Below are 25,187 nucleotides of genomic sequence, written 5' to 3'. Positions count from 1 at the left end.
CTAGACATCGTGACCGGCCGGATCGACGTACACCAGCACCTGCTCCCGCCCCGCTACCTGAAGGCCCTTGACGACAACGGCGAGACCGCGGGCGGGTGGCCGATGCCCTCGTGGAGCCCCGGCGCCGCGACCGCGATGATGGACGGCGCGGGCATCGCCACCGGGCTGCTGTCGATCAGCGCACCGGGCGTCCACTTCGGCGACGACGCCGCGGCCCGCGACCTCGCTCGCGAGGTCAACGACTTCCAGGCGGAACTGGTCAAAAACGACCCCGACCGCTTCGGGCACTTCGCCGTGCTGCCGCTGCCGGACTTCGACGGCGCCGTCGCCGAAGCCGTGCGCGCGCTGGACGAACTGCACGCCGACGGCGTCGTCCTGCTGTCCAACGCCCGCGGCCGCTACCTGGGCGACCCGGCGTACGGTCCACTGTGGACGGAGCTGGCCGCCCGCCGCGCCGTGGTGTTCGTGCACCCGGCCGAGCCGCCGATCGCGCGGCTCGGCGGCCTGCCGAGCCCGCTGCTGGACTTCCCGTTCGACACCACGCGCGCCGCGCTCGACCTGGTGGCCCACGGCGTGTTCGACCGGCACCCGGAACTGCGCGTCATCCTCTCGCACGCGGGCGGCTTCCTGCCCTTCGCCGCGCACCGCTTCACCGGCGCGGCGATGTTCAACCCCGGCACCACCCCGGACGGCATCCTGGCCGGGCTGCGGAAGTTCTACTTCGACACGGCGCTGTCCGCCACCCCGACCGCCCTGCCGTCCCTGTACGCCTTCGCCGAGCCGGGCCACGTCCTCTACGGCAGCGACTTCCCGTTCGCCCCCAAGGAATGGCGCGAAGGGTTCGACCGGAACCTGACCGCCTACGACGGTCCAGACGCCGACCGTTTCCCCGACGTCGACCGCACGGCCGCGGAGGCCCTGTTCCCCCGCCTCGCCACCGGCTCCTGACCTCTCAAGCCACCTGCGGCTCGGCCACCGCTCGGCGGGCCCGGTCGCGCTCGGCCCAGCGGACCACCGGCGGGACCGCGAGGCCGGTCACCACGAAAATGCCGCCCACCACCCACCAGCCCGGGGTGCCCCACGTGATGCACAGCGCGATCAGCACCGCCGGGCCGAGCGTCACGCCCAGGCCCAGTCCCATGCCGAACAGACCCTGGTACTGGCCGACGGCGTGCGGTGGGGCCAGCGTGAACGACAGCTCGAACCCGCCCGCCGCCTGCCAGATCTCGCCGATCGTGTGCACGACCACCGCCGCCAGCAGGAACACCAGCGCCAGCCAGGTGGGCGCGCCCGCCATGGCGGCGATCGCGACGCAGGCGGCGAAGAACGCGAAGCCGGCGCGGCGGAACGCCACCGCGCCCGCGTGGGTCGTGTCGATCCGGCGGCTGGCCCGGACCTGGAAGAACACGACGATCGCGGTGTTCACGATCATCACGCCGGAGATCGTCCAGTTCGGCGCCGTCGTCCGGCTGACCAGCCAGAGCGGAACCGCCGCCGTCAGCACGCGGTACTGGATCGCCATCACGCCGTCCAGCACCGTGAGCACGAGGTACGGCCGGTCGCGCAGGGCCACCCAGCGCGGGCCGGCGCCCGCCGGTTTCGGCGGCACGGACGGGAGGAACTGCACGACGACCACGCTCGCGGTGTAGGACACCGCGCTGGCCGCGATGAGCAGCAGGTAGGCGTTGCGGGTGTCCGCGGCGACGCCCCAGCCGGCCAGCAGCGCGCCGAACGCGATGCCCAGGTTGGTCACCGACCGCAGGTAGCCGCGGAACTCGGCGGGCCGCTCGCCGCCGTACTCCTGGACGAGCGGGCTGCGGGCGGCCGGCCCGGCCGTCTGGGCCGCGGCGCCGAGGCTCGCGAACACCACGAACGACCAGAACCCGCCGGCGAAGCACAACCCCGCCATCGAGATCGCGCCGAGCACCAGCGTCAGCGCGTAGACCGTGCGGGCGCCGTGGCGGTCGGCGAGGTGGCCGAACGGGATCCCGGCCGAGAGCGACACGGCACCGGCGATCGTCAGCCCGGCCCCGACCTGACCGGCGGGCAGGTGGACGGCCCGGGTGAAGTACAGGACACCGGCGGTCAGGTAGACGCCGTAACCGGTCATCGTGATCAGCGTCGCCACCGCGAGCAGCCGGGGCGGTCCGCTGCGGGGAAGGAGCGCGGGCATGACAGACCTTTCTCAGCCGTGGGACAGGGCGCTGGTGTGGTTCCGGACGGCGGTGTCGCTCCGCGGCGGCGCGGCCGTCCAGCGGCAGAGGCCGACGCCGAGGTTCATCCCGCCGCCGAACCCGGCCAGCAGCACGAGGTCGCCGACGTCGAGCGCGCCGGCGCGGTGGGCGGCGTCGAGCGTGATCGGCACGGACGCCGCGCCGGTGTTGGCGAACCGGTCGACGGTCAGGTGCAGGGTCGCGTTCGGCAGGTCGAGCGCCTCCCCCAGTTCGCGCAACATCACCCCGTTGGCCTGGTGCGGCACGAGGTGGTCGACGGCGGTGGCGGGCAGCCCGCTCTCCCGCAGGGTCCCGGCGATGGCCGCCGGGACGTGCCCGCTGACGAACTCGCGCACGCCACGCCCGTCCATCCGGAAGTAGTGCTCGCCGTCCAGCACCGAGCGGACCGACGCGGGCACCCGGCTGCCGCCCGCGCGCACGCCGATGAGCCGGTGGTCGGCACCGTGTCCGCGCAGCCGCGTGCCGATGACGCCCCCTCCCGCCGGTACCGCTCCGAGCACGACCGCCCCCGCACCGTCACCGAACAGGATCGCGGTCCTGCGGTCACGCACGTCCAGGATGCGGGAGTAGACGTCGGCGCCGATCACCAGCGCGTGCCCGCCAGCGCGCACGAGCCCCTGCGCCATCGCCAGTGCGTAGACGAACCCGCTGCACACGGCGTTGACGTCGACGGCGCTCGCCGAGCGGGCGCCGATCAGGTGCTGGACGAGGCTGGCCGTCGCCGGCTGCGGGTGGTCCGGGGTGGAGGTGGCGACGACGATGTGGTCGACGTCGTCCGGGCTCAGCCCGGCGGCGAGCAGGGCCCGGTCGGCCGCGATCGCCGCGAGGTTCGACGTGGCCTGGCCGGGGGCGGCGTGCCGGCGTTCGCGGATGCCGGTCTTGCGTTCGATCCACGCGGCGTCGACGCCGGCCGCCGGGGCGATCTCGGCGTTGGTGACGACGCGGTCGGGCAGGTAGGAGCCGGTGGCGATGATGCCGATGTCGCTGGTCATGTCGTCCTTCGGTCGTCAGCGCAGGGCCCAGAGACCGGGCAGCCGGCCGGGCTCGGGTTCGGGGTCGATCGCGAGCTCGATCTCGGGTTCGAAGAGGAACTTCACGGAGCCGGTGAGGTCCGCGGCCAGCGCGCTCGCCGCCTCGGGCGTGTCGGCACCGACGACCACGAAGCCGACGCGGTCGCCGGAGCGCTGCAACGGCTTGATCTCGTCGCCGGGCCCGACGCCCAGTTCGGCGTGCAGCACGGCGGGGTGCGCGAGCACCTGCTCCCAGCCCTCGACGGCGGCGAGGCGTCCCGGCGGCGGCGTGAAGTACCGGACGGCCGCGCCGCGGCTCGGCTCCAGCGGGACGCCGGTGCCCGGCCGGCCGAGCATGTCGTCGAAGACCAGCCCGTAGAGCTCCAGGCCGGGGATGGCGTGGGCGAGCATGCGGTGGATCCAGTCGCCGCCGAAGCGGCCGTGCACCTCGCCGAGCACGACGCCGGCGGGGGTGAGCCAGAGTTCGACGTGGAAGCCGCCGGTCCGCAGCCCGAGCGTGGTGAGCGCGGCCGCCACGGTGGCTTCGATCTCGCGGCGCCGCGCGTCGGGCAGCGGGGCCGGCAGCACGTGCCCGGTCTCGACGAAGAACGGCGGCGGGACCTTCTCCTTGGCGGTGACGGCGAGGATCTTCGGGACCCCGCCGAGGAAGACGCCTTCCACGCTGAACTCCGGCCCGTCGACGAACTGCTCGACGAGGAACGGCTTCGCGTCCGGCAGCAGGGCGAGCGCCGCAGGCAAGTCGGCGGCGTCGGTGACCAGGCTGACGCCGACGCTGCCCATGGCGTCGCGCGGCTTCACGATCCACGGCCCGTCGTGCTCCTTCAGGAACACCGCCGCCTCGGCTTCGCCGGCACAGAGCCCGACGACCGGCTGGGGGAACCCGGCCGCGGCGAGCGCCTCGCGGCACGCGTCCTTGGTCCGGACGCGGTGCACCGCGGCCGGCGGGTTGCCGGGCGCGCCGACGGCTTCGGCCGTCTCGGCCACGGCGACCTGCGCCAGCTCCTGCAGCGCGTACACGGCGTCGAACCGCTCGCCGGCCGCGACCCGGGCCGCGGCCCACGCGGCGGAGGCGCCGGGCGCCAGGACGTCCACAGTGGACGCGGCGGCGGCCGCCGCGACGACCGGCTCGGTGGCGGCGAGGATCTCGGCGGTGTTGGTGACGTGCACGCGCAGGCCGCGCGCGGCGGCCTGGGCGAGCGCCTCGGTGGCCATGTCGAGGCTGAAGCTCAGCGGCCGCGCGCCGCCGACGAACAGCAGGTTCGGTGCGTCAGGCATGGGTGTCTCCTTCGGGTGTGAGCGTGACCAGGACCTGGTCGGCGGTGACGGTTTCGTGCTGCGCGCAGGAAAGCCGCTCGATCGTCCCGGCGAACGGCGCGACGATGCGGTTCTCCATCTTCATCGCCTCGACGACCACCAGCAGCTCCCCCGCTTCGACCCGGGCACCGGGTGCGCAGGCCACCCCGACGACGACCCCCGGCATCGGCGTGCGCACGGCGCCGTCGGAGGTGTCACCGCCGCCCTCGTCGAAGGTTCGGCGGCCCAGCGCGACGCGGTGGCCGCCGATGACGATCTCGTAGCCGGCCGCGGTGGCCAACCCGGTCCACTGGGTGGTCCCGACGGTGCCGCGGACCAGCCCGCCCGGTGCGGGTCCGGCGAGCACGGTGAAGCGGCCGCCGTCGGTGTCGACGCGCAGCCCGGCGCGGTCGCGCGACAGCAGCCGGGCCTCGTGGTCCCGGCCCTCGTGGCGGAGCCCGATCCGCCCGAGCGGCGCGTCGGGGTCGAGGGCGGCGCGGTCGAACACCCCGACGCTGCCCGACCACGGCGAGGCCCCGGCGGTCCGGTCCGGCACCGCCATGGCCGCCGCGCAGGCGAGGGCCCGCGCCGCCCGGTCCGGCGGCGCGGACCGGGCGGTGAAGGCGTCGACCAGGTGGGTGTCGACGCGGCCGTCGAGCACCCGGGGTTCGGCCAGCAGCTCGCCGAGGAAGCCGAGGTTGGTGGTCAGCCCGACGAGCGTGGTCTCGCCGATCGCGGTGCGGAGGCGGGCGAGCGCCGTTTCCCGGTCCGGCCCGGCGGCCACCAGCTTCGCGACCATCGGGTCGTAGAAGCCCGGCACCGCGCCGGGACCGTCGAAGGCGGCTTCGACGCGGACCTCGGGCGGCCACTCGACGACCTCGGCGCGGCCGGGCGCGGGCCGGAACCCGTGGGCCGGGTCCTCGGCGTACACCCGGCACTCGATCGCGTGGCCGGTGGCCCGGATCCGGTGCTGCGGCAGCGGGAGCGGCTCGCCGTCGGCGACGCGCAGCTGCCACTCGACCAGGTCGAGCCCGGTGATCTCCTCGGTGACCGGGTGCTCCACCTGCAGCCGGGTGTTGACCTCGAGGAAGAAGAACCGGCCGTCGCCGTCGAGGATGAACTCGAACGTGCCGGCGCCGACGTAACCCAGCGCGGTGGCGCCCCGCACGGCCGCGTCGAGCAGGGCCTTGCGGGTGACCGGCGGCAGGTGCGGGGCCGGGGCCTCCTCGACGATCTTCTGGTGCCGGCGCTGCAGCGAGCACTCGCGTTCGAGCAGGTGCACCACGTTCCCGTGCCGGTCGCCGAACACCTGGACCTCGATGTGCCGGGGCGCGGCGACGTACCGCTCGGCCAGCAGCCGGCCGTCGCCGAAGCCGGCCCGGCCGAGGCGGACGGCTTCGGCCACCGCGCCGGGCAGCTCGGCGTCGCCGTGGACGACGCGCATGCCCTTGCCGCCGCCCCCGGCGACGGGCTTGAGGATCACCGGGTACCCGATCCGCGCGGCGTCGGCGCGCAACTGCTCCGCGGACTCCGTCGCGTGCTCCGAACCAGGCAGCACCGGCACGCCGGCCGCGGCCATCAGCTCGCGGGCCCGGGCCTTGTCCCCCATCGCCGCGATCGTGGCGGCGTCCGGTCCGATGTAGACCAGCCCGGCCTCGGCCACCCGCGCCGCGAACTCCGGGTTCTCCGACAGGAAACCGTAACCGGGGTGGACGGCGTCGCAGTCGGTCCGCAGCGCCGCGCCGACGACCGCGTCGATGTCGAGGTAGCTGTCCCGGGCCGCCGATGGTCCGATGTGGACGGTCTCGAAGGCGCCTTCGAGGTGGGCGGCGCCCGCGTCGGCGTCGGAGTGCACGGCGACGTGGTCGACGCCGAGCCGGCGGCAGGTGCGCGCGATCCGGCGGGCGATCTCGCCGCGGTTGGCGATCAGCACACGTTTCGGCATCTTCCCCTCACATCCTGAAGACCCCGAAGCGGGTCTCCCGCTTCGGCGCGTCGGCGGCCATGGCCAGGCACAGCGCCAGCCAGTCCCGGGTCTCGACCGGGTCGACGACGGCGTCGACCCACAGCCGGGCCGCGTAGTACAACGGCTGGGCCTGCCGCTCGTAGGAGGCGAGGATCGGCTCGCGGATCGCCATCTCCTCCTCGGGCGTGAGCTCGCGGCCCTCCTTGGCGAGCTGGTCGCCGCGGATGAGGGTCATCACCTTCGCCGTCTGCTCCGCGCCGACGACCGTGGACCGCGCGCTCGGCCACATCGCCATCAGCTGCGAGCCCATCGACCGCCCGCACATCGCGAAGTTGCCGGCGCCGTAACTGCCGCCGACCACCAGGCTGAACTTCGGCACCTTGGCGCACGAGACGGCGTTGACCAGCTTCGCGCCGTGCTTGGTGATCCCGCCGGCCTCGTACTCGGCGCCGACCATGAACCCGTTGATGTTGTGCAGGAACAGCAGCGGGATGTCGCGCTGGGCGCACACCTCGATGAAGTTCGCGGCCTTCTGCGCGCTCTCGGAGAACAGGACGCCGTCGTTGATCAGCACCCCGACCGGGTAACCGCCGACGTGCCCGGTCCCGCAGACGATCGTCGGGCCGAACCGGGCGCGGTACTCGGTCAGCTCGCTGTCGTCGAGCAGCCGCGCCAGGATCTCGCGCGCCGGGATGTGCTCCTTGAGCCCGGCGCTGACGACGCCCGGCAGCTCGGCGGGGTCGTACTTCGGCGGCCGCGGTGCCCGCGGTGGTTCCGCCAGCCGCGGCCGGGTGCTGCGCGCGGCGAGGTCACGCAGGATCGCGAGGGCGTGGTCGTCGTTCTCGGCGAGGTGGTCGGCCACGCCGGTGACGCGGGTGTGCAGGTCGGCCCCGCCGAGCGTCTCGGCGTCGACGACCTCCCCGGTCGCCGCGCGCACCAGCTGCGGGCCGCCGAGGAACACGGTGCCGGTGCCGCGGACCATCACCGTCTCGTCGCACATCGCCGGGATGTAGGCGCCGCCCGCGGTGCACGACCCCATCACGGCCGCCAGCTGAGGCAGCCCCTCGGCCGACATCTCCGCGATGTTGCGGAAGATCCGGCCGAGGTGGTCCTCGTCGGGGAAGAGGTCCTCCTGCAGCGGCAGGAACACCCCGCCGGAGTCGACCAGGTAGAGGCAGCCCAGGCCGTTCTCGCGGGCGATCTTCTGCCCGCGCAGGTGCTTGCGGACGCCGAGGGGGAAGTACGTGCCGCCCTTCACCGTGGCGTCGTTGGCGAAGATCATGAACGGCCGGCCGGCCACGATCCCGATCCCGGTGACGAGCGCGGCCGAGGGGACCGGCTCGTCGTAGACGTCGTGCGCGGCGAGCTGGCCGACCTCCAGGAGCGGCGTGCCGGGGTCGAGCAGCCGTGAGATCCGTTGTCGCGCGGTCAGTTTGCCGCGGCCGGCGTGCTTGCGGTGGGCCTTCTCGCTGCCGCCCGCGAGCGCCGCGGCCTTGGCCAGGGCGATCACCGCGCGGTTGACCTCGAAGTCCTCGGCGTTGCGGCGGAAGCCGGCCGAGGCGACGTCGACGTGCGAACGCAGGGCCGTCACGCCTCCCCCAACGTGCCCAGCAACGCGGCGAACCGCTCGATCTCCGCGGTGGTCATGCTGGCGCGCAGCATGATCCGCAGCCCCGCCTTGCCGCGGCCGATGATCGGGAAGAAGATCGGCGAGACGTAGAAGCCGTTGCGGAACAGGTCCTGCGCGAGCCGGACGGTCGCGTCCTCCGACCCCACCCACACGAACCGGATCGGCAGGCCGTCGCCGCGTTCGCCGGTCTCCACCAGGCGGTCGAACAGGGCGATGTTGTCCTGCAGCCGCTGCTGCAACGCGGTCAGCTCGGGGGTGCGGTGCAGTTCCGCGGACGCGAGCAGCCCGCCCAGGCCCGCGGTGTTGATCCGCTGCGACCACATCAGCGGGCCGCCGTTGCGCTGCGCGGTGTCCAGCCGCCACTGGGACCCGCGGCGGCCGAGGAAGATCGCGCCGCCGGACGCGCCGAAGCCCTTGTTCAGCGAGGTGATGATGATCGTGCGATCGTTGATCTGGCCGAGCTCTTCGAGCACGACACCGCGGCCGCGGTGGCCGACCGTGGAGATGCCGTGGGCCTCGTCGAAGACCAGGAACAGGCCGTACTTCTCCTGCAGGCGCAGCAGTTCCTTCACCGGCGCCTGGCCCCCGGTGCTGTAGACGCCGTCGGCGACGTAGGCGACCCGCTTGTGCTGCTTGCACAGTTCTTCGAGCGCTTCGACGTCGTTGTGCGGCACCACGGCGACTTCGGTTTCGTCGGCGACGCTCGGCTTCATGGCGTTGAGGCAGAAGTGCGCGTTCTTGTCGAACACCATCAGCGGCGGCTCGCCCTCGGTGAAGATGCCGGACGCGACGAGCGGCAGGGCCGCCCACGCGGCGGCGGCGCAGGAGTTGAGCGTGACGGCCTCGACGTCGAACAGCTCCGACAGCGCCGCTTCGGCGTCCCTGAGCGCGCCGAAGCGCACCCGCATCCGGGACGTCGAGGTGTTCAGCGCGCCTTCGGCGAGCACGGCGTCGGCCGCGGCCCGCACCAGCTTCGGGTGCGTGTCGAGGCCGAGGTAGGAGTAGGACGACATGTTCACGAACTCGTGGCCGTCGGCGAGCGCGCGGTGGCGGCCGTCGCCGAGCCCGGCCACGACGACGTCGAACAGCCCGGCCTTGTTGGTGACGTCCCAGAAGTCGTCGCTGATCCGGGCCGACTTCTTGATGTTCAGGAACGAATGCATCGGTTTCTCCTCAAGGGTTTCAGTAGGTGTGGAAGCCGCGGCCGGTCTTGCGGCCGAGGTGCCCGGCTTCGACCAGCCGCGCCAGTGACGGCGGCGTGGCGTACAGCGGCTCCTTGAACTCCGCGTGCAGCGCGGCCGCGATGGCGGCGACGACGTCCAGGCCGATCAGGTCGGCCAGCCGCAGCGGGCCCATCGGGTGCGCGCAGCCCAGTTCCATCGCGAGGTCGACCCGCTCGGCCGGGCAGTAGCCGGCCTCGACCATCCGGATCGCCGCGAGCAGGTACGGGATCAGCAGCGCGTTGACCACGAAGCCGCTGCGGTCGGCGACGGTGACCGCCTTCCGGTCCAGTGTTTCCTCGGCGAAGGCCGTCACCAGGTCGGTCACCGCGTCGGCCGTCGGCAGCGCCGGGACGACCTCGACGAGCCGCAGCGCGGTGACCGGGTTGAAGAAGTGCAGGCCGATCACCCGCTCCGGGCGGCTGGTCACCGCGGCGAGCCGGGTGATCGCGATCGCCGACGTCGTCGTGGCCAGCACCGCGTCGTCGCCGGCGACCTTGTCGAGCGTGGCGAACAGGCCGAGCTTGAGCTGCTCGTCCTCCGGGATCGCCTCGATCACCAGCTGCCGGTCGGCGAGGTCGGCGAGGTCCGTGCCGACCGAGAGGCGGGCCAGCGCGGCGTCGCGCTCGGCCGGGGTCAGCTTCCCCTTCTCGACGCGGCGGGTGAGCGACGCCGCGATCCGCCGTGGCGCCGAGACCAGCGACGACTCCCGCGACACCGCCAGCCAGACGTCGACGCCCTTCGTCACGCAGAGCTCGGCGATCCCCGCGCCCATCGTGCCCGAGCCGACCACGCCGACCCGGGTGATTCCGTTCGCAAGCACTTGTTTTCCCCGCATTCTGCCGGTCCGCGACTTCCGCGTCGCCGCGTCAAGGAGTTGTCCTGTTCGAGATGATTGCCCGGGAGCACGGCGAAAGGCGCGCCGAATCCGGCGACCCCGCCGAATACGAGTTCGCGCCGATGTGCGGCGCGGATCGCTCCGCGTCGCATTCCCGCCGTGTCACCTCAGTGCCCCGGTCCACCGCACCCCAGCCGTGGCGATCGCCAGTCTGCCCATGCCGGGCGTCGCGGCGCCATGGGGGCCGCTCCCCCACCTTTCCGCGGACGGCCCCCGCCGTCCCGCGGAATCGCCGTCAGCAGCGCGAATCCGGCCCGGCCGGCGCGTCGTCCCCACCGGCCCGGACCACCGGTGCGGCGTGGCTCACGGCGCCGGAGCGGGACGCGGACGCGCCCGGCGCGTGTCAACCCCCGATCGGGCGAGCCCCGGATTCCGGGGTCCCGCGATCCGGCCGGGAAAACCTGGGGGACTCGCCCGCCCCGTTACCAGAAGACCTCCGCGCAACGCTCCCGCTTATTCCAGTATTCGGTCCCGCTTGGCGTGATCACGCTCGTCGTGTATCCAAGAAGTGCCTATCCGGAGTGGCCGGAGAGCTGGGGGAACAATTCGATGAGCGAATACGATTATTCCGATGATCATGTCCCGTTACCCGGTACCCACCGGGCATGCTGATCCGGTCGCCGGACCTGATCGGCCGGGACGGCGAGCTGCGGGAACTCGCCACGGCCTTCGACGACGCGCTGGCGGGGCACGGCCGCGCCGTCGTCCTCGTCGGGGAAAGCGGGATCGGCAAGTCCCGGCTCGCGCGGGAGGTGGCCGCCCGGGCGGCCGGGCGCGGCGCCCGGGTGCTGCGCGGCCAGGGCAGCTCGATCGGCCCGCTGGTGCCGTTCCGCCCGCTGGCCGAGGCCCTGCTCTCGCTGACCCGGGACACCGAACCCCTCGACGTCGCCGAGCTCGGCCCGTACCTGCCGGCGCTCGGCGTCCTCGTCCCCGACTGGCGCACCGGCCCGGACGACGACCCGGCGCCGCCGCTGCTGGTCGTCGCCGAGGCGGTGCTGCGGCTGCTCGCGGTGGTGGGCCGGGCCGGCGGCTGCGTGCTGGTGCTCGACGACCTCCACGACACCGACGCGGAGACCCTGTTCGTGCTGGAGTACCTGGTCAGCAACCTGGAATCGGCCCGGGTGCTGCTGATCGGCACGATCCGCGACCACACCTCCGCCGCTCGCGACATCGCCCGGTCGGCGGCCCGGCACGGCGTCTGCGCCGTCCGGACCCTGCACCGGCTGGGCCGCGACGACGTGCACGGCGTGATCGCGGCGTGCCTCGGCACGGACCGCGAGCGGGTGCCGGGCGCGACGGCCGGGCACCTGTGGCAGCTCAGCACCGGGATCCCGTTCCTCGTCGAAGAACTCCTCCACGAACTGATCCACGACGGGCTGCTGCTCGAGCGGGCCGACGGCTGGCATCTCGCGGACAAACCGGCCGGGACCGTGCCGGTCGCGCTGGTCACCAGCATCGAGGCCCGGATGACCCAGCTGGGACCCGACGGCGCCGAGCTGCTGGCCGCCGCGGCCGTGATGGGCGCCCGGTTCGCCGCGCCGGTGGTCCAGCGGGCCGCCGGGGCCGACGACCGGACGGTGGCCGGCTTCCTCGACGCCGTGATCGACGCGCGGCTCGTCGAGCCGGACCCGGCGGCGCTCGGCTGGTACGCCTTCCGGCACCCGCTCACCGTCGAAGCCGTGCTCACCCAGCTGGGTCCCACCCGGCGGGCCGAGCTCGCCCGGCTCGCCGCGGACGCCGCCGAACGGCTGCACCCCGGCCTGCCCGGCGACTGGTGCGCCCGGGTCGCGGAGCTGCGGCGGCTCGCGGGCGACCGGGCCGTCGCGGGACGGCTGTTCGCGGACGCCGGGCAGCGCGCGCTCGCCGTCGGGGCGGCCGGGGCCGCGGTCGGGCTGTTCGGCCGCGCCGACGCACTGCTGACCGACAGTCCCGATCTCCCGCTGCGCGGCGGTGTCCTCGAATCGCTGGCCTACGTGCTCGGCGAGACCGGGCAGGTCGAGCGGGCCTTCGAGCTGTCGGGCCGGCTCGACGAGGTCGGGCTGTTCCACCGGGCCGCCGCGCTGCACGCGCGGCTGGCCTGGGCCGCCTGCCTGGCGGGCCGGTACGACGCCGGGCTCGCCCAGGTGGCCGCCGCCCGGGCGTGTCACGGGTCCGCCGGCCCGGACCGGCAGGGCGCGGCGATCGACGCCGTCCACGCGCTCCTGCTGCTGGAGGCGCCGGGCGGGGGCGGCGCCGATGAGGCCGGGCAGCTGGCCGCGGCCGCCTTGGCGCAGGCCGAGCGGCACGACGACGCGGTCGTCGCCTGCCAGGCCCTGCTCGCGCTCGGCGTCCTCGCCTGGGAACGGGACCCGGACGCGGCCCGGGACCACCTCGAGCGGGCCCGGCTGCTGACCGACACGCACCGGCTGCCGTTGTGGCGCACGCACGTCCTGCTCCGGCTGGGCGAGCACCTCGCGCAGGCGGACGGCGACGTCGGCGGCCTGGTGCTGGCCCGGGACCAGGCGGACCGCGGTGGCGCGGTGGCGGTGAGCCACGCGGCGGACGCCCGGATCGTCCGGTACGGCCAGGTGCTCGGGGGCGAGTACCGGCCCGGCGAGGCGGCGCGGCTGGCGGCGGCCGCCGAGCGCCACCACCTCGACGCCGTCGTCCGCCACGCCCGCGTCACCCGCGCCGTCAGCGCCGCCCACCAGGCGGACCGGGCGGGCATGACCGAAGCGCTGGCCGAAATCCGCGCCGCCGACGGTGACCCCTAAGCCGATCCCGGCCTGGGACTGGCCCAGGCGTTCTGCGCCCTGCTCGAGGAGGACCGGGACCGCGCCCGGCGCGACCTGAAGCTCGCCGGCGGCGCGCCCTTGTCCGGCCGGCACGGGCTCGGGCCGCTGCTGGACGTCCTGGCCGGTGACCTGGGCCCGGACGAGCTGGCCGTCGCGGCCACGGCCCCGGCGGGCCGGTTGCGCTGGAACCGGCAGTTCACCGCGCTGGCGGAGGCGGTCCTGCACGGCCGCCACGGCGACAGCGCCCGTGCGGAGGCCGCGGCGAAGGAGGCCCGGGAAGCGGCCCGCCCGTACCGGATGGCGATCCACCTCGGGGCCCGGCTCGTGGCCGAGGCCGCCCTCGCCGACGGCTGGGGTGACCCGGTGCCGTGGCTGCGCGCCGCGGAGGAGTACTTCCACGACGCCGCGGTCCCGGCGGTCGCCGGCGCGTGCCGGGTCCTGCTGCGCCGCGCGGGCGAGCCGGTCCGGCAGCGACGGCCCGGCCTGCACCGGCTCCCCCGGGAGCTGCTCGACGCCGGCGTCACCGTCCGGGAGTACGACGTGTTCCGGCTCCTCGCGCACCGGCTCGGCAACACCGAGATCGCCCGGCGCCTGCTGATCTCCCCGAAGACGGTGGAAAAGCACGTGTCCAGCCTGATGACGAAGACGAAGCTGCCCGACCGCGTCACCCTCTTCGCCTACGCCTCGGACATCGGCCCGTGAGTCCTCGTGGACCGCACGAGGAACGGGGCACGATCGGCTGAGCGAAGAGGCATTCAGCCGGGGTTCACGTGGTTCACCCGGATGGTTCTTGTTAACTTCACTTGTTGCAGCTCGGCCGGTGGAGGGGAAGTCGCACGTGAGCAATCCGCTGGTCGCGGAGACCAAGGACTCGACGAAGGCGTATTCGGGCGTGTCGCTGCTGGAGTCGGCGGCCGACCTGAAGTCCGCGATCGAGTCGGGTGACTGGGCCTCCGTCGCGATGGGTGCGGTCGGGACCGCGCTGGATGCGTTGTCGATGGCGATGGACCCCTTCGGGGCGATCCTCGCCGCCGGTGTCGGCTGGCTGATGGAGCACGTCGGGCCGCTCAAAGAGGCCCTCAACGGGCTGACCGGCAACGCGGACGAGATCGCGGCGCAGTCGGAGACCTGGAAGAACATCGCGACCGAGCTGGGCAGCATCGGCGAAGACCTGACCGGGATGGTCAAGGCCGACACCGCGTCGTGGACCGGGCCCGCCGGGGACAGCTACCGGCAGCGCGCCGATGACACCGTCACGTTGTTGAACACGGCGCAGAAGGGCTGTGAAGGCGCTTCCAGCGGTGTGAAGACCGCTGGTGAGGTCGTCGCCGCGGTGCGGGCGTTGGTGCGGGACATCATCGCGGAGCTGATCGGGCATCTGATCAGCTGGGCGTTGCAGGTGGTGTTCACCCTGGGTATCGGCCTCACCTGGGTGGTGCCGCAGGTGATCGGCGCGGTGGCGAAGACGGCGTCGAAGATCGCGGATCTGGTGAAGCGCCTCGTCACGGCGTTGAAGGCGCTTGTCCCGCTGCTGAAGCGGGCGGGTGACCTCTTCTCGGATGCGGCGAAGGCGTTGCGGAAGACCAAGCCGGGTAAGGCGTCTCCGCCGCCGAACAAGATCGACATCAAGGGGAACCCGAAGGACTTGGGTGGTCCGAAGGGCAAGGGCGGGCCGGACGCGCCGCCGCCGAAAACGGATCCGCCGCCGAAGGGTGACGGGAACACCTCGCCGTCCGGCGCGAAGGGTGACGGTGACGGTACGCATTCGTCGGGTGCGGACGCGCCGCCGCCCAAGACCGACCCGCCGCCCGCGTCGAAGGGCCCGGACGACACGCCCAAGAGTCCCGACCCGACGCCGCCCCCCGCGTCGAAAGGCCCCGACGGTGGCGACACGAAGCCGTCGTCGACGCCGAAGGGCAAGCCCGATGACGGGCCGCGGATCAGGGACAACAACGCCAAGCCGGACGAACACACCACGCCGACCAAGGACAAGACGGACTGCGGCGACCCGATCGACGTCGCGACCGGCGCGGTGATGCTGGAGCAGGAGGACGTGTCGCTGCCCGGCGCGCTGCCGCTCGTGATCGCGCGCACGCACCTGTCGACCTACCGCGCGGGCCGGCTGTTCGGCCCCACCTGGACATCGACGCTGGACGAACGGCTCGAGGTCGAGCCGGACGGGCTGCACCTCGCCCTGGCCGACGGCACGCTGCTGCGCTACCCGGTCCCGCGCGGGGTCGAGGCCGTGGTCCCGGAGAGCGGCCCGTACCTGGCGCTGCGCCGGGTCCGGCACGGGTTCATCGTCGGCGACCCCCAATCCGACCGGATGCGCTACTTCGCGGCCGGCCGCGGCGCCACCACCCTGCCCCTGCGCGCGGTCGTCGACGGCGCGGGCAACCGGATCGTGCTGCGCTACCGCGACGGCGTGCCGGTGGCCATCGAGCACTCCGGCGGCTACCGCGTCGAGATCGACAGCGCCGACGGCCTGGTCACGGCGTTGCGCACCGCGGGCTCGCCGATCCCGCTGGCGGAGTACGGCTACGACGCCGCGCGCCGGCTGGTCGAGGTCGTCGACGCGGTCGGCACCCCGCAGAAGTTCACCTACGACGCCGACGGCCGGCTGGTGCGCTGGGACGACGTCAACGGCCGCTGGTACCGCTACGGCTACGACGCCCAGGGGCGCTGCGTGCGCGCCCAGGGCACCGGCGGCTACCTGAACACCGAACTGGCCTACGAGCCCGGCGTCACGACCGTCACGAACTCGCTCGGCGCCGTCACCCGGTACCGGCTCGACGAGCGGCTGCGGGTGATCGGGCAGACCGACCCGCTGGGCCACACCACCAGCGCCGAGCGGGACCGCTTCGGGCGCGTGGTCGCCGAGACCGACGAGCTCGGCCACGTCACGCGCTGGGACTACGACGAGATCGGCAACCTCATCGCGGTGACACGGCCCGACGGCGGCCGCATGGTCGTCGGCTACGACGAGCGGCGCCGGCCCGCCGCGGTGACCGGACCGGACGGCGCCGTGTGGCGCTACGAGTACGACGGGCGCGGCAGCCTCGCCCGCACCGTCGACCCGACCGGCGCCGCGACCGCCTACACCTACGACCCCTTCACCGGCACCGTGGACTCCGCGACCGACGCCCTCGGCGGCGTCACCCGGATCCAGGCCAACGCCGCCGGGCTCCCGGTGCTCGTCACCGAGCCGGACGGCGCCGTGTGGCGCTACGGCTACGACGCGCTCGGCAACACCACCAGCACGACCGATCCGCTGGGCCACACCACCACCCTGGTCAGCGACGCCGCCGGCCGCCTCGTGCAGACGCGGGACGCCGACGGCGCGGTCGAGCGGTTCGCCTCGACGGCGCGGGGCAGCTTCGAGGAGCGGACGGACGCGCGCGGGGGCGTCAGCCGCATCGAGTACGCCCAGTTCGACGTGCCGGTCAGCGAGCGGAGCCCCGGTGGCGGCACGCTGAAGTACGGCTACGACACCGAACTGCGGCTCACCTCGGTCACCAACGAACGCGGCCTGGTGTGGCGCTACGAGTACGACGCCGCGGGCCGGAAGGTCGGCGAGACCGACTACAACGGGCGCGTCCTGCGCTACGGCTACGACGCCGCGAGTCGGCTCGTGCACCGGACCAACGGCGCCGGGCAGACCATCACCCTCGAGCGGGACAGCGTGGGCCGGGTCGTGCGGCGCAGCAGCGCCGACGAGGTCGCCGTGTTCACCTACGACGCGGCCGACCGGATGCTGTCGGCCGCCAACGCGCACAGCGAGGTCCGGTTCACCTACGACGCGCTCGGGCGCGTGCTGTCCGAGTCGATCAACGGCCGGGTCGTGTACTCCCGCTACGACCCCCTCGGCCGCCGCGTGGGCCGCCGGACGCCCTCGGGCGCGGAGTCGGTGATCGGCTACGACGCCGCCGACCGGCCGACCGCGCTGGCCACCGCCGGGCGCACCCTGCGGTTCGGCTACGACGCCGCGGGCCGCGAAACGGTGCGCCGGCTGCACAAGGGTGCCGGGCCGGTGGCGGAACTGCGCCAGGACTGGACCCCCACCGGGCAGCTCTCGGCGCAGACGGTGCTCCGCGGCGCGGACACCGTGCAGCGGCGGGAGTACGGCTATCTGATCGACGGCTACCTCACCGGCGTCGACGACCTGATCTCCGGGCCGCGCACGCTCGACGTCGACGCCGCCGGGCGGGTCCGCGCGGTGCGTGGTCCGCGCTGGCAGGAGAACTACGACTACGACGTGACCGGCGCCGTCACCGGAGCCGGCTGGTCCGGCGCGCCGGAGGCCACCGGGCCGCGCGCCTACACCGGCACTCTGCTCACCACCGCCGGCCCCACCGGCTACACCCACGACGGCGAAGGGCGCGTCACCGCCCGCGAGCGCGGCGGGAAGCGCTGGACCTACGAGTGGAGCGCGGAGAACCGGCTGCTCGGCGTCCGCACGCCGGAGGGCACCGTGTGGCGCTACCGCTACGACCCGCTCGGCCGGCGCGTCGCCAAGCAGCGCCTCGACGCCACCGGCGGCGTCGCCGAGCAGGTCGAATTCGCCTGGGACGGGCAGCTTCCCGCCGAACAGGTCCACAGTGGACCGGGACGGCCGCCGGTCGCCACGGTGTGGGAGTACGCGCCCGGCGCGCGGCTTCCGCTCACCCAGACCGAACGCGTCCTCGGCGCGGGCGGCGACCGGTTCCACGCGATCGTCTCGGACCTGGTCGGGGCGCCCGCGGAGCTGGTCGACGACACCGGCGCGCTGGCCGGGCACGTGCACACCGCGCTGTGGGGCCCGGTCGTCTCGGCCGGCGGCACCGCCGGGACGCCGTTGCGGTTCCCGGGCCAGTACCACGACCCCGAGACCGGGCTGCACTACAACCGGCACCGCTACTACGACCCGGAGACCGGCCGGTACCTCTCCCACGACCCGCTGGGCCTGACCCCGGCGCCGGACTCCCTGGCCTACGTCGGCAACCCGACCGCGATGATCGACCCGCTCGGCCTGACCCCGACGCGGACCACGCCCTGCGCGGCCGCGGCCGCCAAGGCCCAGGCGCACCCCTACGCCCGCGGGAACTCCGGGCCGTCGACGAGCAAGCGCAAGTACCCGGAAGGCACCTACGGCGACCGGAACGCCGAGCGCAAGCGCCTCGACGACAAGTACGACTTCAAGATCGACGGGGACAAGACGCACCAGTCCGAGCACGCCGCCGGCTACGACATCCTGACCGACAACGGCGCCGCGAAGGCCTCCCGGACGGACAAGAGCAGCAAGCCGCTGGAGAACAACGCCAACGCCTACTACGAGGACTACGCCAACCACCGGTACCACCCGGGCACGGGCAAGGGCGGCGCCAACCACGAGTCCGGGTTCACCAAGGGCGACGTCCGGGACGAGCCCAACGTCTCGCCCAACAAGGACGGGAAGCCCGACCTCGGCTACGACGACCGCCTCGGGTCGTACCGCAACGCGCAGCGCAACGCCATCGAGGCCAACGACCCGAGCAGCGCGGTCCAGCTCAACCAGCTCGGTTACGGCCACCAGCAGGGTTTCCAGAACTCGCAGACCATCGGCGCGGGCTACGACAAGCCGCACAGCTTCTCGGATCAGGTCTACCACGGGGACGATCCCAACCACGTCCACAACAAGGACCACCCGCTGTACGACAAGGACACGGCGGACGCGGCGAAGGCCGAGCAGGACCGCCGGGACGCCGTCAAGGCCGACCCGAACCACCCGGACCGGGCCTCCTACGACGCCGAGCAGAAGCGGATGGACATCGCCGACGACTCGTACCACAAGATGGTCGACGACATGCACTCCGGCGGCGAGGGCATGCGGTACAACCCGCAGGCCGGCCAGGCCACCCCGGCGGGCGGCCACACGGTGGACGGCACCGGCCACGTGACGACCAAGCCGATCGACAAGTGGGACGCGGCCGAGATGCACGGCGCCCGCGACGCGGCCCGCACCGGCGAATGGCCGGGCTACGGCGGCTTCTACAAGAACCCGACGGCCGACGACTGGGCCGCGCTGGAGCGCGGCGACCTCGACCCGAAGGAGCTCAAGTCGATCACGGACAAGGACATCGCGGACTTCAACGCGACCTACAAGCCGCCGAAGGACCCGAACGCGATGGACGTCGACGGCTGATCGCCGCCCGGCGGGCTTTCGCCGAGCTTGGTGCCCATGCGGTAGCCGCCGAAGATCATTCCCAGTACCAGGACGGCGAGGACGAGGACGAGGAGCAGGATCCACAGCCACAGGGACTTGCGCACGATGTTTCCCGTCGTCGGAGGGCCGGCCACGCGAGCGGGCAACACCGTACCGCCGCCGGCCGCTTGACCGGGCGGCGACGTGGGTATTCCTGCCGGTATGAGTAAATGGGGCAAGCGGCTCATCGCCATGGCCGTGGCCGTAGTGGTCGTCGTCGCGGCGGTGCTCGTCGGATCGGCCGTACACCTGTTACCCCAGTTGCGGAACCCGTTCGCCGAACACACCGAAGAGCACTCCGGTCCGGTGCTGCTGCAGTCGATCGTCGAGCTCTCGCGCTACGAGGCGGCCAGCGGCTCGTTCCAGGTGGTCGTCGACATCACGACCGGTTCGGTGCTGCCCAGCTTCCTCGTGGGCAGCGACACGCTGTTCATCGGCGTCGGCACGGACAACGCCTTCGTCGACTTCTCACACCTGAAGGGCGACGCGATCAAGGTCTCCGACGACCGCCTGTCCGCCACGATCACCCTGGGCCACGCCCAACTGGAGCCGGCGACCCTGGACGTGCACGAGTCCCACGTCTACGCGCAGCAGCAGGGCCTGTTCACCCGGATCAACGAGTTCCTCAGCGGCAACCCGAACTCCCAGCAGGCGCTGTACGAGCTCGCCCAGAAGCAGATCCAGGCCGCGGCCGAGAAGAGCCCGCTGGTGGCCGACGCGGAGAAGAACACCCGGACGATGCTGGTCGGCCTGCTGCAGTCGCTCGGTTTCAAGAACATCACCGTGAACTACGCCGACAACTCCGTCGGCTGACCGGTGCCGGTAACCGATCTGCTGCAGTCACCGCTGGTGCCGCCGGGCCGGCTCGTCCGGCGGGTGAGCCAGCTGCTCTTCGGGCTGGTGCTCTACGGGATCAGCGACGCGATGGTCGTGGCGGCCGGCCTCGGCGTCGAGCCGTGGGACGCGCTCGCCCAGGGGCTGACCCGCACGGTCGGGCTCAGCATCGGCGTCTGGACCAACCTGATCGGCGCCGCCGTGCTGCTGCTGTGGATCCCGCTGCGGCAGAAACCGGGGCTGGGCACGCTGTGCAACGTCCTGCTCGTCGGCACCTCGATGGACCTCACCCTGGCGCTGCTGCCGTCGTTCGACCACCTGTGGCTGCGCTGGGTCGTGCTGGTCGCGGGCATCGTGCTCAACGGCTTCGCCACCGGCTGCTACATCGGCGCGCAGGCCGGCCCGGGGCCGCGCGACGGCCTGATGACCGGGCTCGCCCGGCGCGGGCACCCGATCTGGGCGGTGCGCTGGGGCATCGAGATCGCGGTGCTGGTGATCGGGTTCGCCCTCGGCGCCACCGTGGGCATCGGGACCGTGCTGTACGCCTGCACGATCGGGCCGCTGGCCCAGCTGTTCATGCCGCTGCTGGACATGGGGCGTGGCCAGGGAAAGCCGGACTGAGCGGCTCAGCCGGCCTCGGCCAGGTGCGATCGGCGGTCGGCGGCGAGCCGGGCCGCGACGCCGAACTCGCGGAAGAGCGCGGCGGAGACCGGATCCGTGCCGGCGTACCACTCCGGGTGCCACTGCACGGCGAGGCAGAACGAGCCCGTCGCCGCCGAGACGGCCTCGATCACGCCGTCGGCGGACACCGCTTCCACCCGCAGGTCCGGGGCGACCCGGTCGATCGCCTGGTGGTGCAGCGAGTTGACCGAGACGGCCGAGGTGCCCAGCAGCCGCCGCAGCACCCCGCCTTCGCGCAGGCGGATCTCGTGGGCGGGCAGGTACTGCCGGTCCCGGGGCTGCGAGAGGTCCTCGCGGTGCCCGTCGTGAGGCAGGTCGCGCAACGTTCCGCCCAAGGCGACGTTGAGCTCCTGCAGCCCGCGGCAGACCCCCAGCACCGGCAGCCGCGCCCGCAACGCGGCGGGCAGCACCCGCAACGCGAGCTCGTCGCGGGCCGGGTCCGCCGGGGCCAGCCGGGGGGCACCGCCGTAGCGGGCGGGCTGGACGTCGGTCTGGTGGCCGCCGAACACGACGCCGTCGAACCGGCCGAGCAGCTCCGCCAGGTACGGCGCGGGGCCGCCGACAACGGCCACCGCGCAGCCGGAAACCCGTTCCAGGGCCCGGACGTAGACCTCGCGCACCGCGATGTGCGACACGTCGTCGACCGGTTCGGCCGACGCGGCGAGCGCGATCAGCGGGCGGCTCACCGGCCTTGCTCCAGCGCCTGGGCGAGATCTTCGAGCAGGTCGTCGGGGTGCTCCAGGCCCAGGGACAACCGGACCGAGCCCGGGGTCACGCCCGCCGCGAGCTGGTCGGCCACGGGCAGCTGGGCGTGGGTGGTGGACGCCGGGTGCGTGGCCAGGGACCGGACGTCGCCGATGTTGGTCACGTGCGCGAAGAGGCGGAGGGCTTCGATGAACCGGCTGCCCGCCTCCTGCCCGCCGGTGAGCTCGAACTGCACCAGCGGGCCGCCGTTGCCGCCGAGGTAGCGCTTCAGCAGGTCCTCCTGCTCGCCGCCGGCCAGGCTCGGGTGGCGCACCGAGGCCACCGCCGGGTGCGCGGCGAGGAACCGGGCCACCGCGGCCGCGTTGTCCCCGTGCGCCCGCATCCGCAGCGGCAGCGTCTCGATGCCCTGGATGAGCAGGAAGGCGTTGAACGGGCTCAGGCACGGCCCGAGGTCGCGCAACAGCGTTTCCCGCGCCTTGAGCAGGTACGGGCTGCGACCCAGCGCGCCCTCGAGCCCGGCACCGGCCTCGGTCCACACCTCGCCACCGTGGGCGGCGTCGGGCTCGGTGAGCAGCGGGTGCCGCGCGGCGTGGCGGGTCCAGTCGAAGGTGCCGCCGTCCACGATGAGCCCGCCCAGGGCGCTGCCGTGCCCGCCGATGTACTTCGTCGCCGAGTACACCAGGATGTTCGCGCCGAACTTCAGCGGGTTGCAGACCATCGGGAGCAGGGTGTTGTCCAGCACCAGCGGCACCCCGGCCTGGTCCGCGAGCCCGGCGACGTCCTCGATGGGGAAGATGCGCAGCTTGGGGTTGGGCAGGGTTTCGCCGAAGTAGCACCGGGTGCGCTCGTCGGTGGCGGCCGCGAAGTTCTTCGGGTCCTCCGGGCTGACGAACCGGGTCTCGATGCCGAACCGGGCGAAGGTGTTGGCCAGCAGGTTCCACGTACCGCCGTAGAGCTCGTCGGAGCTGACGATGTTGTCACCGGCCTGGCACAGGTTGAGCAGCGCGACGGTGGTCGCGGCCTGGCCGGAGGAGACGGCCAGCGCCGCCAGGGCGCCGTCGACCGCGGCGATCCGCGCCTCGAGGACGTCGCAGGTGGGGTTGTTGAGGCGGGTGTAGGCGTGGCCGTCCTCGCTGAGGTCGAAGATGCCCGCGGCGGCCCCGGTGCCGGGCAGCTCGTAGGCCGCGGTCTGGAAGATGGGCGTGACCACCGGCGCGGTCGGGCCGGTGCGCAGCTCGGCGCCGGCGTGCAGCACCGCGGACTCGGGCCGCCGGTACTGCTTCGGCGTGCTGGCGCCTCTGTCACCGACCGGCATGGGCGTGCTCCCTCGGCTGCTCGGACATGGACGTGACGATCGCGGTGACGGCGCTGGGCTGGCCCTGCGGCCCGCGGGTGAACAGACCGCCCAGCACGGCGTCGACCGCGGCGTACTCCGGATCGGCCAGCCGCACCCGCCGCGCCTTGCCGAGGTTCCAGAACGGCGTGCGCGGGTCGAGGTGGTGTTCCAGGTGGTAGTTGTCGTTGTGGATGCCGGTGAGGAACTTCTCCCAGCCGCGGCTCTTGCGGTTGCGCGTCATGTGCAGGTCCACCCGGGAGTCCCGGACGAGCGGGGTGTGCTCGGACAGCTCGATGTACCAGCCCAGGATCTGGAAGCTCGTCAGGTAGGGCACGAACCAGAACAGCAGCAGTTCCGTCGTCCAGCCCTGTGACCAGCACACGCCGGCGACGACGGCCCAGAACGCCCAGAACCCGGCGCGGTCGAGCGCCCGCTTGCGGGGCTGAACCGGAGAGGACTCCTGGACCCGGCCCGCCCGCAGCACCCGGTACCGGTTGCGCACCAGGTACCGCAGGTAGGCCCAGGTCTGCGTGCCGAACAGCGGCATCAGCACCACCCGGCGGACGTAGGTCCGCGGCGACGCGGCCCGGTAGGCCCCCTGCTCGATGAAGAACCGCAGATCCGGGTCCTGGTCCGGATCACCCAGCCGCGGGTGGTGGGTGAACACGTGCGAAACCTTGTAGGCGTAGTGCTGCTGGAAGATCGGGTACGCGGTGAGCACGGTGCCGAGCAGCATCCGCACCCGGTGGTCGGCCGCGCCGACGCCGTGGGCGCAGTCGTGCAGGATCGTGGACAGCCCCCGCTGGCGGGCGCCGATGACCAGCGCCGCCAGCGGGTAGCACCACCACGACACCGCGACGCACAGCCACACGCACGCCGCGATCCAGCAGACGTCCTCCAGCCACGCCAGTCCGGCGTGCCAGTTGTCGCTGCGGTTGAGGGGTTTCATCTCCGCCCGGACTTCACCGGGGAAGCGGTGCGACCGATAGCGCTTTCCGTCGTAGGCCCATTCGGTGTCCGACACGCGTTTCTCCTGAGATCTGGTGTCGCTGGTTTACGTCGTGTGTTGGCCGTTCCGGTCACCGTGTTGGCCGTTCCGGTCGGTGTGTGGGCACTTGCGGTCGTAACCGGGCCTACCGGGGTCGCCGTTGTGGCGTCCGGAACGGCCGACATGCCGACCGGAGTGGCCAACTCGGCGACCGGAACGGCCAACACACCCCGCGTAAAGTGGGAGTCTTGATCAGACGAGGGCCGTGAGCGGCACGCCGATGAAGGTCGGGTCGAAGCGGCTGACGCCGTCGAGCAGCTCGTCGATCTTGGCCATCACGGCGTCCTCGAGCACGACGTCGACGGCCTTGAGGTTGTCCGTGAGCTGCTCGGGGCGCGAGGCACCGGTGATCGCGGAGGTGACGTTGGGGTTCTGCAGCACCCAGGCGAGGGCCAGCTGGGCCATGGTCAGGCCGAGCTCCTCGGCGACCGGGCGCAGTTCCTGCACCTTGCGGAGCACGTCGTCCTGCAGCCAGCGGACCATGTAGCCGCTGCCCTCGCCGTCGGTGGCGCGGGAGCCCTCGGGCGGGCGCTGACCGGGCAGGTACTTGCCGGTGAGCACCCCCTGGGCCATCGGCGACCAGACGAGCTGGCCCATGCCCTCGCGCTCGCAGGCCGGGATGACCTGGGCCTCGATGACCCGCCACAGCATCGAGTACTGCGTCTGGCTGCCGATCAGCGGGACACGCAGCTCGCGGGCCAGCGCGGCGGCGCGGGTGATCTGGTCGGCGGTCCACTCCGAGACCCCGACGTAGAGGACCTTGCCCTGGCGCACCAGGTCGGCGAAGGCCAGCATGGTCTCCTCCAGTTCGACCGTGGGGTCGAACTGGTGGGCCTGGTAGAGGTCGAGGTAGTCGGTCCCGAGCCGGCGCAGGGAGCCGTGCGCGGACTCCATGATGTGCTTGCGGCCCAGGCCCTGGTCGTTGGGGCCGCCGGGCCCGGTCGGCCAGTACACCTTGGTGCAGATCTCCAGGCTTTCCCGGCGACGGCCCGAGAGCGCGCGTCCCAGCACCTCTTCGGCGCGGGTGTTCGCGTACATGTCGGCGGTGTCGAAAGTGGTGATGCCGGCGTCGAGCGCCGCTTCCACGCATTTCTTCGCTTGCTCTTCCGCCACCTGCGATCCGTGGGTGATCCAATTGCCGTAGGCGATCCTGCTCAGGGAGAGGCCGCTGCGGCCCAGTCGTCGATGTTCCATGCCTGAAGACACTCCAAGGAAATTTCCACGTAGTCAACGTTTAGAACCGCGAAAAAGGGTGCGGTTGATGGGGTCATAGAAACTATTGATGAGCCCATCAGCGGGGCCATGATCACATTTGCC

Annotated in this window: 18 protein-coding genes; 6 read left to right on the top strand and 12 right to left on the bottom strand. The window is 73.0% G+C overall.

The features are described from left to right. Window positions 1-9 precede the first annotated feature (9 nt). On the top strand, window positions 10-948 hold the full coding sequence (locus ACLJQZ_RS31325; RefSeq protein ID WP_410623441.1) for an amidohydrolase family protein: 939 nt from the start codon (window positions 10-12) through the stop codon (window positions 946-948). 4 nt (window positions 949-952) lie between these two features. On the opposite strand, the gene ACLJQZ_RS31320 is transcribed toward ACLJQZ_RS31325, so the two are convergent. From ACLJQZ_RS31320 to ACLJQZ_RS31290, 7 genes are read right to left on the bottom strand one after another with little or no spacing between them, the layout of a single operon-like run. After that, a complete protein-coding gene (locus ACLJQZ_RS31320; protein WP_410623440.1) occupies window positions 953-2,173 on the bottom strand; it encodes an MFS transporter in 1,221 nt (406 codons plus the stop codon). Window positions 2,174-2,185: 12 nt separating this feature from the next. Beyond that, window positions 2,186-3,226 (bottom strand): 3-oxoacyl-ACP synthase III family protein, encoded by a 1,041-nt coding sequence (locus ACLJQZ_RS31315; protein WP_410623439.1) that lies wholly within the window; start codon window positions 3,224-3,226, stop codon window positions 2,186-2,188. 15 nt (window positions 3,227-3,241) lie between these two features. Then, entirely contained in the window at window positions 3,242-4,540 is a 1,299-nt protein-coding gene (locus ACLJQZ_RS31310) for an ATP-grasp domain-containing protein (protein ID WP_410623438.1), read from the bottom strand. Then, window positions 4,533-6,503 (bottom strand): acetyl/propionyl/methylcrotonyl-CoA carboxylase subunit alpha, encoded by a 1,971-nt coding sequence (locus ACLJQZ_RS31305; protein ID WP_410623437.1) that lies wholly within the window; start codon window positions 6,501-6,503, stop codon window positions 4,533-4,535. The genes ACLJQZ_RS31310 and ACLJQZ_RS31305 overlap by 8 nt, the downstream gene beginning before the upstream one ends. 7 nt (window positions 6,504-6,510) lie before the next feature. Beyond that, a complete protein-coding gene (locus ACLJQZ_RS31300; protein WP_410623436.1) occupies window positions 6,511-8,115 on the bottom strand; it encodes a carboxyl transferase domain-containing protein in 1,605 nt (534 codons plus the stop codon). Beyond that, window positions 8,112-9,317: an aminotransferase class I/II-fold pyridoxal phosphate-dependent enzyme gene (locus tag ACLJQZ_RS31295; RefSeq protein WP_410623435.1), complete on the bottom strand. Its 1,206-nt coding sequence runs from the start codon at window positions 9,315-9,317 to the stop codon at window positions 8,112-8,114. Before ACLJQZ_RS31295 ends, ACLJQZ_RS31300 begins: the two co-directional genes overlap by 4 nt. A gap of 19 nt (window positions 9,318-9,336) precedes the next feature. Then, the gene (locus ACLJQZ_RS31290) at window positions 9,337-10,197 is read right to left on the bottom strand and encodes a 3-hydroxybutyryl-CoA dehydrogenase (protein ID WP_410623434.1); all 861 of its coding nucleotides are present in this window, start codon (window positions 10,195-10,197) and stop codon (window positions 9,337-9,339) included. Between the two features lie 680 nt (window positions 10,198-10,877). Here ACLJQZ_RS31290 and ACLJQZ_RS31285 point away from each other — a divergent pair. The 3 genes from ACLJQZ_RS31285 to ACLJQZ_RS31275 all read left to right on the top strand — a co-directional run bounded on the left by ACLJQZ_RS31285 (window position 10,878) and on the right by ACLJQZ_RS31275 (window position 19,206). After that, on the top strand, window positions 10,878-13,025 hold the full coding sequence (locus ACLJQZ_RS31285; protein WP_410623433.1) for an ATP-binding protein: 2,148 nt from the start codon (window positions 10,878-10,880) through the stop codon (window positions 13,023-13,025). A 99-nt stretch (window positions 13,026-13,124) separates the two neighbouring features. Continuing rightward, window positions 13,125-13,748 carry a response regulator transcription factor gene (locus tag ACLJQZ_RS31280; protein WP_410623432.1) on the top strand — a complete coding sequence of 208 codons (624 nt, stop codon included), beginning with the start codon at window positions 13,125-13,127 and terminating at the stop codon, window positions 13,746-13,748. 136 nt (window positions 13,749-13,884) lie between these two features. Further along, window positions 13,885-19,206: an RHS repeat-associated core domain-containing protein gene (locus ACLJQZ_RS31275; RefSeq protein WP_410623431.1), complete on the top strand. Its 5,322-nt coding sequence runs from the start codon at window positions 13,885-13,887 to the stop codon at window positions 19,204-19,206. On the opposite strand, the gene ACLJQZ_RS31270 is transcribed toward ACLJQZ_RS31275, so the two are convergent. Then, window positions 19,161-19,331 (bottom strand): hypothetical protein, encoded by a 171-nt coding sequence (locus ACLJQZ_RS31270; protein WP_410623430.1) that lies wholly within the window; start codon window positions 19,329-19,331, stop codon window positions 19,161-19,163. The genes ACLJQZ_RS31275 and ACLJQZ_RS31270 overlap by 46 nt on opposite strands. 97 nt (window positions 19,332-19,428) lie before the next feature. Here ACLJQZ_RS31270 and ACLJQZ_RS31265 point away from each other — a divergent pair, with 97 nt between their 5' ends. Further along, window positions 19,429-20,079 carry a DUF4230 domain-containing protein gene (locus ACLJQZ_RS31265; RefSeq protein WP_410623429.1) on the top strand — a complete coding sequence of 217 codons (651 nt, stop codon included), beginning with the start codon at window positions 19,429-19,431 and terminating at the stop codon, window positions 20,077-20,079. A gap of 3 nt (window positions 20,080-20,082) precedes the next feature. Further along, complete coding sequence (locus tag ACLJQZ_RS31260) at window positions 20,083-20,721, top strand: YczE/YyaS/YitT family protein (protein ID WP_410623428.1); 639 nt, start codon at window positions 20,083-20,085, stop codon at window positions 20,719-20,721. Window positions 20,722-20,726: 5 nt separating this feature from the next. Here ACLJQZ_RS31260 and ACLJQZ_RS31255 read toward each other — a convergent pair whose 3' ends face one another. From ACLJQZ_RS31255 to ACLJQZ_RS31240, 4 genes are all read right to left on the bottom strand, one after another. After that, window positions 20,727-21,467: a gamma-glutamyl-gamma-aminobutyrate hydrolase family protein gene (locus tag ACLJQZ_RS31255; protein ID WP_410623427.1), complete on the bottom strand. Its 741-nt coding sequence runs from the start codon at window positions 21,465-21,467 to the stop codon at window positions 20,727-20,729. Beyond that, window positions 21,464-22,801, bottom strand: coding sequence for an O-acetylhomoserine aminocarboxypropyltransferase/cysteine synthase family protein (locus ACLJQZ_RS31250; RefSeq protein WP_410623426.1), 1,338 nt, complete (start codon window positions 22,799-22,801; stop codon window positions 21,464-21,466). The genes ACLJQZ_RS31255 and ACLJQZ_RS31250 overlap by 4 nt, the downstream gene beginning before the upstream one ends. Next, entirely contained in the window at window positions 22,788-23,846 is a 1,059-nt protein-coding gene (locus tag ACLJQZ_RS31245; RefSeq protein ID WP_410623425.1) for a fatty acid desaturase, read from the bottom strand. The genes ACLJQZ_RS31250 and ACLJQZ_RS31245 overlap by 14 nt, the downstream gene beginning before the upstream one ends. 216 nt (window positions 23,847-24,062) lie before the next feature. Further along, window positions 24,063-25,064 carry an aldo/keto reductase family protein gene (locus ACLJQZ_RS31240; RefSeq protein ID WP_410623424.1) on the bottom strand — a complete coding sequence of 334 codons (1,002 nt, stop codon included), beginning with the start codon at window positions 25,062-25,064 and terminating at the stop codon, window positions 24,063-24,065. Window positions 25,065-25,187 lie beyond the last annotated feature (123 nt).

The sequence above is a fragment of the Amycolatopsis sp. cmx-8-4 genome, assembly GCF_046548675.1.
Taxonomy (GTDB): Bacteria; Actinomycetota; Actinomycetes; order Mycobacteriales; family Pseudonocardiaceae; genus Amycolatopsis.
Note: the sequence above shows the minus strand (reverse complement) of the source record. Positions and strands in the feature narration are given on the sequence as shown.